The sequence below is a fragment of the Bradyrhizobium sp. IC3195 genome (assembly GCF_020193585.1).
GTDB classification, from domain to species: Bacteria; Pseudomonadota; Alphaproteobacteria; order Rhizobiales; family Xanthobacteraceae; genus Bradyrhizobium; species Bradyrhizobium yuanmingense.
The window spans coordinates 500,319-512,747 of record NZ_JADYVG010000001.1; the positions used below are offsets into that span (position 1 = coordinate 500,319).

General features: G+C 65.1%; 9 protein-coding genes. 5 read left to right on the plus strand and 4 right to left on the minus strand.

The window, feature by feature from the left end; genetic code table 11:
* Nucleotides 1-194: 194 nt before the first annotated feature.
* Entirely contained in the window at nucleotides 195-1,202 is a 1,008-nt protein-coding gene (locus I6F09_RS02330; protein WP_225187369.1) for a M23 family metallopeptidase, read from the plus strand.
* 123 nt (nucleotides 1,203-1,325) lie between these two features.
* Here I6F09_RS02330 and I6F09_RS02335 read toward each other — a convergent pair whose 3' ends face one another.
* The gene (locus I6F09_RS02335) at nucleotides 1,326-2,798 is read right to left on the minus strand and encodes a protein adenylyltransferase SelO (RefSeq protein ID WP_225187476.1); all 1,473 of its coding nucleotides are present in this window, start codon (nucleotides 2,796-2,798) and stop codon (nucleotides 1,326-1,328) included.
* A gap of 197 nt (nucleotides 2,799-2,995) precedes the next feature.
* Here I6F09_RS02335 and aspS point away from each other — a divergent pair, with 197 nt between their 5' ends.
* Both aspS and I6F09_RS02345 read left to right on the plus strand, forming a co-directional pair.
* The gene (gene aspS / locus I6F09_RS02340) at nucleotides 2,996-4,768 is read left to right on the plus strand and encodes an aspartate--tRNA ligase (RefSeq protein WP_225187370.1); all 1,773 of its coding nucleotides are present in this window, start codon (nucleotides 2,996-2,998) and stop codon (nucleotides 4,766-4,768) included.
* Between the two features lie 169 nt (nucleotides 4,769-4,937).
* Nucleotides 4,938-5,093 carry a hypothetical protein gene (locus I6F09_RS02345; protein WP_158284410.1) on the plus strand — a complete coding sequence of 52 codons (156 nt, stop codon included), beginning with the start codon at nucleotides 4,938-4,940 and terminating at the stop codon, nucleotides 5,091-5,093.
* Nucleotides 5,094-5,137: 44 nt separating this feature from the next.
* Here I6F09_RS02345 and I6F09_RS02350 read toward each other — a convergent pair whose 3' ends face one another.
* Nucleotides 5,138-7,102, minus strand: a complete 1,965-nt coding sequence (locus I6F09_RS02350) for a hypothetical protein (protein ID WP_225187371.1) — start codon at nucleotides 7,100-7,102, stop codon at nucleotides 5,138-5,140.
* 239 nt (nucleotides 7,103-7,341) lie between these two features.
* On the opposite strand from I6F09_RS02350, the gene I6F09_RS02355 reads away from it, so the two are divergent.
* Together I6F09_RS02355 and I6F09_RS02360 are read left to right on the plus strand one after the other, a co-directional pair.
* Entirely contained in the window at nucleotides 7,342-9,651 is a 2,310-nt protein-coding gene (locus I6F09_RS02355; RefSeq protein ID WP_225140286.1) for an NADP-dependent malic enzyme, read from the plus strand.
* Nucleotides 9,652-10,003: 352 nt separating this feature from the next.
* Complete coding sequence (locus I6F09_RS02360) at nucleotides 10,004-10,456, plus strand: DoxX family membrane protein (RefSeq protein ID WP_036000486.1); 453 nt, start codon at nucleotides 10,004-10,006, stop codon at nucleotides 10,454-10,456.
* A 3-nt stretch (nucleotides 10,457-10,459) separates the two neighbouring features.
* On the opposite strand, the gene I6F09_RS02365 is transcribed toward I6F09_RS02360, so the two are convergent.
* On the minus strand, nucleotides 10,460-11,575 hold the full coding sequence (locus tag I6F09_RS02365; RefSeq protein WP_225187372.1) for a helix-turn-helix domain-containing protein: 1,116 nt from the start codon (nucleotides 11,573-11,575) through the stop codon (nucleotides 10,460-10,462).
* Between the two features lie 298 nt (nucleotides 11,576-11,873).
* A complete protein-coding gene (locus I6F09_RS02370; protein WP_225150921.1) occupies nucleotides 11,874-12,425 on the minus strand; it encodes a dihydrofolate reductase in 552 nt (183 codons plus the stop codon).
* Nucleotides 12,426-12,429 lie beyond the last annotated feature (4 nt).

A 12,429-nucleotide genomic window follows, 5' to 3' on the forward strand; every position in this document is an offset into this window, starting at 1 on the left:
CCCGTTAGAGCGCGTGTGTTTCAGTTTGATGACAGCGGTTCCCGCGGCCTGCTGAAGATGTGGACACGCCTCCGGGGGCAGATGCGACGCGGACGGCGCCTCACGATTGCGCTGCAGTGAAGGAGCTACCTTGCCGTGAAGATGCGGTCATGGTTTGCTGGGTCCAAGCCTCATTTGCATCACGAGTTTCCCCAATGCCGCCGCGAGTCTTCCGCAAGCTGGGATTGCTTGCTCTCTCCGTCCTGCTTGCCGTGTTGAGCACCGGTCCGCGTGCGACCGCGGCCGAGTTCAACTTCGCCCGCTACAAGGAGACCGATCTCGACGAATTCCTGGCGCGCCGGCGGCCCGCCACCGGCATGGACGTCTACCCAATGTCGCCGCTGAAGCTCGATGTCACGCTGGCCTCTCACGGCGAGCCGTGTGCCAACGGAGCGCTCAAGCGGTCTCTGATCATGAGCGGCATGCCCAAGCAGGATGCCGACAGCCTGCAGGCGACCAACTGCATCACGGTGCGCTCCGCCAAGGGGCGCGAGCTCAAGGTCTTTATCCAGGATGTGGTCTACGGCTTCCTGCCGGGCGAAGTGCCGGTCGGGGACAAGCTCTCGCTTTATGCGATCCATGCCTTCACGTCCCCTGACGGGCCGGGACTGCTGGTCAACGAATTCCTGACCCCGCGCAGCTTTCCACGTGCCGACAAGCCGGCGGACACGACGATGACATCCTGCGGATGCTGGACCCACGACGAGCATCCCGGTGTCGATTTCACCGCCGACAAGCCGGGCGCTCCGGTGGCAGCGATGGCGGACGGCGTTATCGTCAAGATCGAGGCCGGCGAGCAGGCGCCGGCCGATTTTCCCGGGATCGGCGGCTGCGGCCGATACGTCGTGCTCAAGCACACCTATCCCAATGGCGGCATCGTCTACACGCGCTACGTCCAACTCGGCCGCGTGGTCGGTCCGAAAGGCGAGACACTTAGGGTGGGAGCGACCGTCAAAGCGAAGGACACGATCGGCGAGATCGGCCCGAGCAAGGTGCTGCATTTCGAGCTTCGCCCCGTCGCTCCCGGCAACACGACGACGGACAAGGCCTGGAGCGAACGCTACGGCAAGATGCCGGACATGGAGTGGTCACGCTACGAGACCGTCGATCCCCAGAAGTTCGACGTGGCATCGTTCGGCGGGGTGAAGAAGGCGACGAAGTAGAATGAGTGCGTAGGGTGTATTAGCGAAGCGTCATCCACCTTTTCGCTCTTCGCGCGTCGAGAGAAGTGGTGGATTACGCCTTCGGCTAATCCACCCTACGCAGCGGGTTCGATCTCGCTTCGGCTACGTCCCGCAGAACGTCTGCAACACGCGCTGGTCCGGCAGCGGCGGGTCGGCGTAGGCGGCATACTCCGGCTGGTCGTCGAACGGCCTCGCCAGCACCTTCACCAGCTCCTCGAACGGCGCGTAATCGTCGTCGTTCACCGCGGCCTGGATCACGGCCTCGACGCGGTGGTTGCGCGGGATAAAGAGCGGGTTGACCGCGTGCATGGCGGCCTGGCGCTCGGCGGCGGTTTGCGGCTCCAGCGCGATGCGTGCGCGCCAGCGGCCGGCCCATTCGTCGAAGGCTGCGGGCTCCATGAACTGGGCGCGCACGTCGGCAGCCTCATCGCCAGTGGCCTCGCCGAGCTTGCGGAAGGTGAGGGTGAAGTCGGCCTGGTTCTTGGCCATGGCATCGAGCAGGTCCTGGATCAGCGCATCGTCGCCGTCGCGCTCCGTGAACAGGCCGACCTTCCTGCGCAAGCCGGCCTGATAGGCCGCGCTGAACTGGTCCGAGAAGGCGCCGAGAATGTCCTGGGCTTCGGCGACGGCCTTCTCCTGGTCGTCCGAAAATAGCGGCAGCAGGCATTCGGCAAGCCGCGTCAAATTCCACAAGCCGATGCGCGGCTGGTTGGCATAGGCGTAGCGGCCCATCTCGTCGATCGAGGAGAACACCTGGGCAGGATTGTAGGAATCCATGAAGGCGCACGGGCCATAATCGATGGTCTCGCCCGAGATCGAGCTGTTGTCGGTGTTCATCACGCCGTGAATGAAGCCGACCAGCAGCCAGCGCGCGATCAGCTCGGCCTGGCGCGCGACCACGGCGGCGAGCAGCGCGTGATACGGCCGCTCGGCGTGGAGCAGGTCCGGATAATGGCGCGTGATGACGTGATCGGCGAGCCGGCGGATCGCCTCGGTGTCCCGGCGGACGGCGAAGAACTGGAAGGTGCCGACGCGGATGTGGCTGGAGGCGACGCGGGTCAGCACCGCGCCGGGCAACGCGGTCTCGCGGATGACGTGCTCGCCGGTGACGACCGCGGCGAGCGAGCGCGTGGTCGGGATGCCCAGCGCAAACATGGCCTCGCTGACGATGTATTCGCGCAAGACCGGGCCGAGCGCCGCGCGGCCGTCGCCGCGGCGGGAGAATGGGGTGGGGCCGCTTCCCTTGAGCTGGATGTCGCGGCGGACGCCGTCTTTGTCGATGACCTCGCCGAGCAGGATGGCACGGCCGTCGCCGAGCTGCGGCACGAAATGCCCGAACTGGTGCCCGGCATAGGCCATGGCGATGGGATCCGCTCCGGCGGGAACCGTCTTGCCGGCCAGGATTTCCGCGCCTTCAGGGGTCTCCAGCACATCAGGATCAAGCCCGAGCTGGACCGCCAGCGGCCGGTTCAGCTTGATCAGCCGGGGCGCGGCGACGGGGGTCGGCGCGACGCGGGCGAAGAAGTTGTCCGGCAGCGCCGAATAGGAGTTCTGGAAGGGGAAATGCACCGTCATGACCTCAAGATAGGGCTGGAACGTCAATCGGCAAAGGTTCGCCCCCGGATAAGCCAAAAATGGGCACCTGAGGTCCAAATCCGGCCGTTCCCTTGGTTGCCGCCCCCGTCCTGCCGGGGTAAACCCTGCCGCAACTTCGGACCGGCCATCACGGGCCGTTCGATTCGCTTCCTTCAGACATTGATTTTGGGACGACCATGCATCGCTACCGGTCACATACATGCGGCGCGCTCCGCGAGAGCAACATCGGCGAGACCATCCGCCTCTCCGGCTGGGTCCATCGCGTCCGCGACCATGGCGGCGTGCTGTTCATCGACCTGCGCGACCATTACGGCCTGACCCAGTGCGTGGTCGACCCGGACTCGCCGGCGTTCTCGCTGGCCGAAAAGCTGCGCTCGGAATTCGTGGTCAAGATGGACGGCAAGGTCCGCCGCCGCCCCGATGGCACCGACAATGACGACCTGCCGACCGGCAAGGTCGAGGTCTACATCAGCGAGATCGAGGTGCTGGGACCGGCCGGCGACCTGCCGCTGCCGGTGTTCGGCGACCAGGAATATCCCGAAGACATCCGCCTCAAGTATCGCTTCCTGGATCTGCGTCGCGAGAAGCTGCACCAGAACATCATGACGCGCGTCGAGATCATCAAGTCGATGCGCCGGCGCATGGAGGGGCAGGGCTTCTTCGAGTTCAACACGCCGATCCTGACCGCGTCCTCGCCGGAAGGCGCGCGCGACTTCCTCGTCCCGTCGCGTATCCATCCCGGCAAGTTCTACGCGCTGCCGCAGGCGCCGCAGCAGTACAAGCAGCTCTTGATGATGTCGGGCTTCGACCGCTACTTCCAGATCGCGCCCTGCTTCCGCGACGAGGACCCGCGCGCCGACCGTCTGCCCGGTGAGTTCTACCAGCTCGACGTCGAGATGAGCTTTGTGACGCAGGAAGACGTCTTCGCGGCGATGGAGCCTGTGATCACGGGCGTCTTTGAAGAGTTTGCCAAGGGGAAGCCGGTGACCAAGGGCTGGCGCCGGATTCCGTTCGCCGAGGCGTTGCGCAAGTACGGCAGCGACAAGCCGGACCTGCGCAATCCCATCGAGATGCAGGACGTCTCCGAGCATTTCCGCGGCTCCGGCTTCAAGGTGTTCGCGCGCATGCTCGAAGATCCCAAGAACCAGGTCTGGGCGATCCCGGCACCGGGCGGCGGCAGCCGCGCCTTCTGTGACCGCATGAACTCGTGGGCGCAAGGCGAGGGCCAGCCCGGCCTCGGCTACATCATGTGGCGCGAGGGCGGCGAGGGCGCCGGTCCCCTCGCCAACAACATCGGGCCCGAGCGCACCGCCGCGATCCGCGCACAGCTCGGCGTCAAGGAAGGCGATGCCGCCTTCTTCGTCGCTGGCGATCCCGACAAGTTCTGGAAGTTCTCAGGTCTTGCCCGCACCAAGGTCGGCGAGGAATTGAACCTCACCGACAAGGAGCGGTTCGAGCTCGCCTGGATTGTCGACTTCCCGATGTACGAGTATAACGAGGACGACAAGAAGGTCGACTTCTCGCACAACCCGTTCTCGATGCCGCAGGGCGGCCTCGATGCGCTGAAGTCGCAGGATCCGCTGACCATCAAGGCGTTCCAGTACGACATCACCTGTAACGGCTACGAGATCGCCTCGGGCGGCATCCGCAACCACGTGCCGGAAGCCATGGTGAAGGCGTTCGAGATCGCAGGTTACGGCGAGCAGGAAGTGGTCGACCGCTTCGGCGGCATGTACCGCGCCTTCCAGTACGGCGCGCCGCCGCATGGCGGTATGGCCGCCGGCGTCGACCGCATCGTGATGCTGCTCTGTGGCACCACGAATCTACGGGAGATCTCGCTGTTCCCGATGAACCAGCAGGCCATGGACCTCCTGATGGGCGCCCCGTCGGAAGCCACCACGAAACAGCTCCGCGAGCTGCATGTGCGGGTCAACCTGCCGCAGAAGTGAATTTGACGGTTTCTAGTCTGGTGCCCCGGACGCAGCGCGGCACGCGAGTGATGCGCTGCTGAGCTGGGGCCCAAGAATTCCGGTGAACTTGCTCTTTTTGTCTTCGTCGTGTTCAAGTTGACGTTAATCGTGAGATCGATCTAAGGTCGCGTCGTGGACGGAGAGCTCAATGAGCAACAGTCGCGTCGCCGCCCTAGTCTTGGCAGTGATTGCGCTGCTTATCGCCGGCATGATGCTCGACTTTTACTGGGACTGCCGCCTCCTGAAGGGGGGAACGATGAAAGACTGCATGCCCGGTCGCCCCGGACCGACGGGACTTCACTGACGACACGAGTTGAAGCCCTCCCGAGCCGCATCCGGGAGATCGAACTACAGCCCCGTCGAGGCCTCGATCCTGAACTGCGCCAGCGCGCTCTGCGGGTCGGTTTGCGAGAGCTGCATCAATTGCATCAACGGCACCTTGGCGCGGGGCGTCAGTTTGATGGTCAGCGTCTGCCCCGGCGCTTCCACGAATCCGGCGAGCGCGTCGACCGCGCCCCTGGCATCGCTATTGGTCCCTGCGATCTTCTCGCCTTGCGCCCTGATCATCGCGACGATGGCGCTGCGGGCAGCATCGCGGCTGACATTCTGCATGCGTGCGAACTGCGCCACGACGAGATCGACCACGCCGCCGTCACGCAGCGAGGCCTCAAGCGCGCCGGTTTCGACCAGCGCTGCCTGACCCATCGCCTGCGCCGGGTCGGTCGTGAACAGGCCGCGCGGCACATTGACGAGCGCGACGCGGGTCTGCAGCCTGGCGAGGTTGCCGAGATCGAGCGTAGCGGGGGCGAGCGCGAACGCGCCCGACGATTCCGTCCAGGCCGCGCCGAGATCCAGATCGATCGCCAGCTTGTCCACGCCTGCCACGATCAGCGGCTGCAGCGCCGGATTGGCGGGATCGGTCGGCGCGAGCATCTTCACGACCAGATTGACCTTGCTCGGGATCGGCCCGACGAACTCCCCCCAGTTCAGGCTGATCGTATCGATGGTGAAGAGCTGCCGCGTCGTCTTGTACGGCGAGACCACGCCCTTGATCTCGGCACCTTGGAGCACGCGGAATAGGCCGACCATCTGATCGGGCGAGGGCGGCCGTCCCGGCGTTTGGAGACTCGCCGCCCAGCGCATCAGATTTGCCACGCTGAAGGACTTCAACGCGAAGCGGTCCATCTTGAACTGGCCCTGCGGCATCGGGATGTCGAGGCCCTCCAGCGTTATTCTGTCCTGATCGTATTTGACCGCGTCGAGCCGTCCCGTCCCTTGCGGCGTCTCGGCCGTTTGCCGGCCAATTTCGGCCTTGCCGATCTGGAAGCCGTCGAAGAGGTCGGCCACCTTCTCGATCATGTCACGCGACTGTGCCGGCGTTGGGATCGAGCCGTCGGCCGGCACCAGCGCGATGATCTCGGCCGGCCGGAATTTCGAGGGCCGGATGGCAATGTCGTCGAAGGTGAACCCGTCCACCTGCATGCGCATGCCGGGAGCCGCCGTCACGACATAGGAGTTGACCGAGATGCGCCGATAGATCCTGTGAAAATTGTCGTCGTTCGATCCTTGCGGATCGAGCGCAGCCCTCACGGCGGTTGGGTCGAATTCGTAGATGGCCAGGCCGGACAATTCGCCGGTCATCTTCGCGGGCCTGCCCGGCTGGGTCAGGTCGACCGTAAGGGCGACGCGGTCCATCTTCGCCGTTTCGATCTTGCCCCGGTTGACGTTCTGGATGGACACGCCCGAATAGACATAATCACCGCCGCCGGCATTGCCGCCCGCATCGACGTTGACCTCGAGGGTCGGCACCGCGATCTCCGACGCCGAGATGTTCGCGTATTGCGCGAGGATGAAGCGGTACATGTCGATAATCGAGCCGGTCACCGGCGTGCCCTCTGCGCGGGTCGGGCCGGAAAAATTGCGCGCGGTGATCTGCGGGAGCTTGTAGTTCGCCTTCACGGTGATCCGCTCGGTGGATGTAAAGCCGACCTCGACGCCCGACGCCTCGATGCTGTCGGCCGAGAAACGAGCCTCGTCCGGCTGGCGCACACCGACGGCCGTGATCTTGGCGACCTTCAAGGTGGCGAGCTGCGCCTGGGCAGGCTCGACTTTGATGTCCTCCACCGTCAGCGTCCGGGTCGCGAGCTCGAACCCGATCTTGCCATGGCTCGCCTTGCCCCCACCCGAGCGGATCTGCGCGAACACCGCCTCGACCTCGGCGGTCGCCCGGTTCTGCACATACAGATTGAAGCCGAACCATCCGCCCGCGGCGAGCACCGCTGCCACGACGAGGCCGATCAGGATTCGCTTCATTCCCAGCTCCGATTGCCGATTTTGGATCGCGCAACCTGCCATATTCGCGAAACGCCGCGCGGTCCAGAGAAAGCTATGGTTTCAAATATTTGACGGCGCGCCCTGTTGACGGGGATGCAATCGGATGTTGCCACCGGGCCTTCGGCCGTGCTTCATCCCGTTTCCATGACCCGGAAATACGGTCCGCTTGGGCCGTCGAATCGCATTTTTGAGGCCGGTAACGCGAGGCGAGACACCGCATGTCGTCCTATTCTGATGATCTCCACCAGGCGGCGCTCGCCTACCACCGTCTGCCGCGCCCTGGAAAGCTCGAGATCCAGGCAAGCAAGCCGCTTGCCAACCAGCGCGACCTTGCGCTGGCCTATTCGCCAGGCGTCGCCGCGGCCTGCACCGAGATCGCCAAGAACCCGGCCGAGGCGGCCACGCTCACCACGCGCGCCAATCTGGTTGCCGTGGTCTCCAACGGCACCGCGGTGCTCGGCCTCGGCAATATCGGTCCGCTGGCCTCCAAGCCGGTGATGGAAGGCAAGGCGGTCCTGTTCAAGAAATTCGCCGGCATCGACGTGTTCGACATCGAGATCGCCGCCGACACCATCGACCGTGTGGTCGAGACCGTGGCCGCGCTGGAGCCGACCTTCGGCGGCATCAATCTGGAGGACATCCGCGGACCGGAATGCTTCGAGATCGAAGCGCGCTTGAAGGAGCGCATGAAGATTCCGGTCTTCCACGACGACCAGCACGGCACTGCGATCATCGTCGCCGCCGCCATCACCAATGGTTTGAGGCTGAACGGCAAGAAGCTGTCCGAGGTCAAGATCGTCGCGTCGGGGGCAGGGGCCGCGGCGATCGCGACACTCAATCTCCTGGTCTCAATGGGCGCGCAGCGCAAGAACATCTGGGTCTGCGACATCGACGGCCTCGTGCACGAGGGCCGCAACACCTCGATGGACCGCTGGAAGGCGGTCTATGCGCAGAAGACCGACAAGCGCACGCTCGCCGACGTGATCGGCGGCGCCGACATCTTCATCGGGCTCTCGGCGCCGGGCGTGCTCAAGCCGGAGATGGCCAAGGCGATGGCCGACAAGCCTTTGATCATGGCGCTCGCCAATCCCGTGCCGGAAATCATGCCGGAAGAGGCGCGCAAGGCGCGCCCCGACGCCATGATCTGCACCGGCCGTTCCGACTACCCGAACCAGGTCAACAATGTCCTCTGCTTTCCCTTCATCTTCCGTGGGGCGCTCGACGTCGGCGCCACCGCGATCAACGAGGAGATGAAGCAGGCCGCCGTCGAGGCGATCGCGCAGCTCGCGCGCGAGGCGCCGTCGGATGCCGTCGCGCAGGGTTTCGACACCGGCGAGACGCAGGGCTTCGGTCCGGGCTCGCTGATCCCGAGCCCCTTTGATCCCAGGTTGATCTTGCGCATCGCGCCGGCCGTGGCGAAGGCGGCGATGGAATCGGGCGTCGCAACGCGCCCCATCACCAATTTCGACGAATACACCGCGCTGCTCGAGCGCTTCGCCTTCCGCTCCGGCCTCGTCATGAAGCCGATGTTCGCCAAGGCCAAGACCCAGCCGGTGCGCGTGATCTATGCCGAAGGCGAGGACGAGCGCGTGCTGCGCGCCACGCAAGTCGTGCTGGAGGAAAAGCTGGCGCGGCCGATCCTGGTCGGCCGTCCGTCGGTCGTGGAGGCGCGCATCAAGCGCTTCGGCCTCTCGATCCGGGCCGGCAAGGATTTCGACCTCGTCAATCCCGAGGACGATCCGCGCTACCGCTCCTACGTGCAGTCCTATGTCGAGGTCGCCGGTCGCCGCGGCGTGACGCCGGATGCAGCCCGCACCGTGGTGCGCACCAACAATACGGTGATCGCCGCGCTTGCGGTGACGCGCGGGGAAGCAGACGCCATGCTCTGCGGCGTCGAGGGCCGCTACATGAGCCATCTGCGCCACGTCCGCGAGATCGTCGGCTTCTCGCCTGGAATCAGCGACTATGCGGCGCTGGCGCTATTGATCACCAGCAAAGGCGCCTTCTTCATCGCCGACACGCAAGTTCGCCCCAATCCGAGCGCGGAGGAGCTTGCCGAGATCGCATCGCTCGCCGCGGTCCACGTCCAGCGCTTCAACATCAAGCCGAAGATCGCCTTCGTCTCGCATTCGGATTTCGGCAGCTACGACACCGATTCCTCGCGCAAGATGCGGCTGGCGACCCAGCTTCTGAAGGACAAGCATCCGGAGATCGAGGCCGACGGCGAAATGCAGGGCGACACCGCGCTCTCCGCAGCTGCGCGAAGGATGGTGCTGCCGCATTCCAAGCTGGAGGGCGAGGCCAACATCCTGATCATGCCGACCCTGGATACTGCCAACGTCGCCTATCAGATGATCAAGTCGCTGGCGGACGCGCTGCCCGTCGGCCCGATCCTGGTCGGCCCGGCGCGCCCCGCGCATATCCTCACCCCCTCGGTGACGGCACGCGGCATCCTCAACATGACGGCCGTGGCCGTGGTGGAAGCGCAGGAACGCGCCTCGCGGCAGCAGCCGACGTTGTTTACGTAAGGCACCGCTGTCGCGCCGCTGGAGGTGCAATCCTTCTCCCCTTGTGGGAGAAGGTGGCATAGGCGGCCTTCGGCCGCCGTTCTTAGCGACGCCGAAGCGAAGCTTCGGCCGTGGCGCCGGATGAGGGGGCTGTTTCCGCGAGTCGGGATCTCGCGAGTTGCCCGTGCCGATAGATACCCCTCATCCGTCTCGCCCTTCGCGGCGAGCCACCTTCTCCCACAAGGGGGAGAAGGGAAGAGACCGGCAATTTTGAATTCCTATCAGTTCGCCATTTCCCCGTTTGTAAACCGGCGCACGACTCTCCATAATCTCCTCAAGCGTTCTGCGCTCTGAGCTTGCCAAGAGGCCGATCATGCCAGCGTTCGTGACTTTCGGGCGAATCCTGTTCGCCGTGCTGTTCATCTACACGGGCGCGACCAAGCTGTTTGCCATCCAGGCCACCGCCGACGTCATCGCAACCAAGCTCGTGGTGCCCGATGTCGTCGCGCCTTATGCCCAGCAGGTCGAGACGGCGACCGCCATGACCACGCCGCAGCTCTTGGCGATCGCGATCGGCGGGCTCGAGATCATTGCAGGGCTGATGATCGCGCTGAATTTCGGCGCGCGTTTCTTCGCGATGCTGCTGATCGTCTACGTCGCCGTCGCGACCGTCCTGTTCTACGATTTCTGGAACATGGCGGCGCCCGACAACGCCAAGATGCTGGTCGACGCGCTCAAGAACCTCTCGATCATCGGCGCGCTCTGCATGATCATCGGCTATGGCCGCACCACGCGTCCGGCCGAGGCGGCCTACGGCGACGTCTAGCGGTCACTCCGCTCTCGGCGGCGCGATCTCGCGCATCCAGCGGGAAATCGTCGCGCTGCTCGCTCCATCGCTGCCGTGCTGTCGGCCGAGCAGGGCGGCCTCCCGTGCGGCGCGGGGCGTGATGCCGTAGGCGGCCTTGAACGAGCGCGTGAAATGCGCGTCGGTGCCGAGCTGCCAGCGCCGTGCCACCTCGCTGATCCGGGGGCCCCGCGCGCCCGAATTGGCGAGGTCGAAGAAGGCGCGGTGCAGCCGGCGGCTGCGGATGTAGTCGGCGATGCCGCCGACCGGGGCGAACAGCCGGTACAGCGAGGCCCGGGACAGGCCGAAATGGGCGGCGATCGAATTGGCCGACAGATCCTCGCTGGCAAGGCCAGCCTCGATATATTGGCGGATCCGCATCAAGGACGGGCTTGCCGCGACGCCATGGTCGGCATCGGCCTCGCCCCGTTCGATTTCGTTGCGAAGGCACGCGGCCAGCAGCGACACCGTGCCCTCGACCACGGATTGGCATTCGTCGAGGCTCATGCGCGGGGCAAATTCGAACAGGGCGGTGAGATGCCCCGCCAGCAATCGCGCGATCACGCTGCTGCCCGGCAGCACCAGGCCATGCAAATCATCGACCCGCAAGACATGGGCGGCGAACATCGGGCGCGGCACGACCAGCGTGACATTCTCGAACGCCGTCGCCTTGGTCTCCAGCGCCTGGGCGAGATCGAACAGGCAGATGTCGCCGGCGCGTACGCGCATCGGCCGTGTGCCGGCAACGCCGTCATAGCCGCCCTTCAGATAGAGCTGGAGGATGATGTGGTCGACGCCGCTGCGCGCGATCGTTTCGGCCGTCCGGCGGAAACGCTGGCCGCTGGCACGGCTCAGCCCGATCAGCACCGGTCCCATGGAGTAGGAGCTTAGGTCGGCGCGAAACGGGCCCGGTTCGCCGGCGGCGAGCTCGTCCACCTCGAACAGCGTGGCGACGGCTTCCCGCCACGCCGCGATGTTCGCCTCCGTCTCCATCTGATCGGCGCTGAAGCCGAATGCCGGCAGCAGGGACGATATCGGGGCGACATCGTCATTCAATCCGGAAGCGTCCGTCGGACTAGTCGTCGTGCAGTCGTCGCTCATTCTGGCCGTGGGTTAGTTTTTGCTCTTTTGTCTCAGTCTATTGATACGGTGTGTCGCAGCCGTTGGCCCGTATTGACGCCGCGCCTCGGACGTTGGCTATAGCGCCACGACCGCCGTCGGGGCCGATTTTCGGGTCTCGGCAAATATGCTAGCCGGCTTTGCGCTGGCCGGCGGCGGGACCAATTTTAGCGCGATACATCAACAATATGTGCAACGGTATGACGTTGCCGGTACTGTGCATGGGGTTGTTTTTCCAGTTTGAGTCGGAGCCGGCGTAAGCGCCGCCACTGCCGGCAGGCTACCCCCGCCGCCACGGGGTCACGGTCACCTCATGCGCCGCGTCGAGGAGGTAGGGCGCACCCGGCCTCATCCCGCGCGCAGCCAGCACCTCGTGAGGCGTGCGCTGGGGTACGCCGACGAAGCAGCCTTCACCGCCGGGCAGCCGCACATGCGGAGCCTCCGACAGCCAGAACGTGTCGTAGCGGTCCATGAACAGGTCGAACACGACCGGGCCGCCGATGATGGCGACCATGCCGGATGCGACGTCGGCGAAGGCGCAGGCCTCCTCGAAGCTCGCATGCTCAGGATTCCACAGCGTCGCGTTCGGCATCTCGGGATCGACGGTGAGGTCCCTGATCTTGCGGGTCAGGATCAGCCGCTTGCGGCTGGCCGAATTCGGCTGCTGCTCGTGCGAGTTGCGGCCGTGCACGATCAGCGCGGCGCGATCGAGCGCCTGCTCGAAGAACCGCTTGTCACCTTCGAATTTCAACGTCTCAGGCATGATGTGCGACGGATCGGCGAGCATGCCGTCCGCGGAGACGATGACGTAGCCTTCGAAGCGGAAAGACAATGGC